This is a genomic window from Paenibacillus sp. KS1 (genome assembly GCF_001680695.1).
Classification (GTDB): Bacteria; Bacillota; Bacilli; order Paenibacillales; family Paenibacillaceae; genus Paenibacillus_B; species Paenibacillus_B suaedae.
The window spans coordinates 1-320 of sequence record NZ_MAIS01000348.1 but is presented as its reverse complement, the minus strand read 5'-3'; the positions used below and the strand labels follow the sequence as shown (position 1 = coordinate 320).

Below are 320 nucleotides of genomic sequence, written 5' to 3'. Positions count from 1 at the left end.
AGTTAGCTATGCGAAGGCGCCAGACAAATCCAAGCTTGATATTGCGCGCAAAACAATGAAACTATTAAACGGTGGGCAGGACGTAAAGGTTCTTAATGGGGTGAACTTGAATTACTATCCTCAGAACAAGGAGGGCAAGGTGCTAGAGTTCATTGATGCAGGATTGAAGATATGTATTCTGCACATCGGAGCCGATACCGGGAAGATATGGGAGGCCGTATTGCTTCGAGAAGAAGAAACCTATAAATCCGACGATGAATATAGGCAAGCGTTTGCCCAGCCGATACTCACGTCCGAACAGGCGATAGCCAAGGCCGCGC

The 320-nt window shown here is 47.8% G+C and carries 1 protein-coding gene; it reads left to right on the top strand.

The annotated features are described in order from the left end of the window. The coding region (locus tag BBG47_RS30325) for a hypothetical protein (protein WP_175400682.1) at positions 1-320 on the top strand (320 nt) is incomplete at both ends.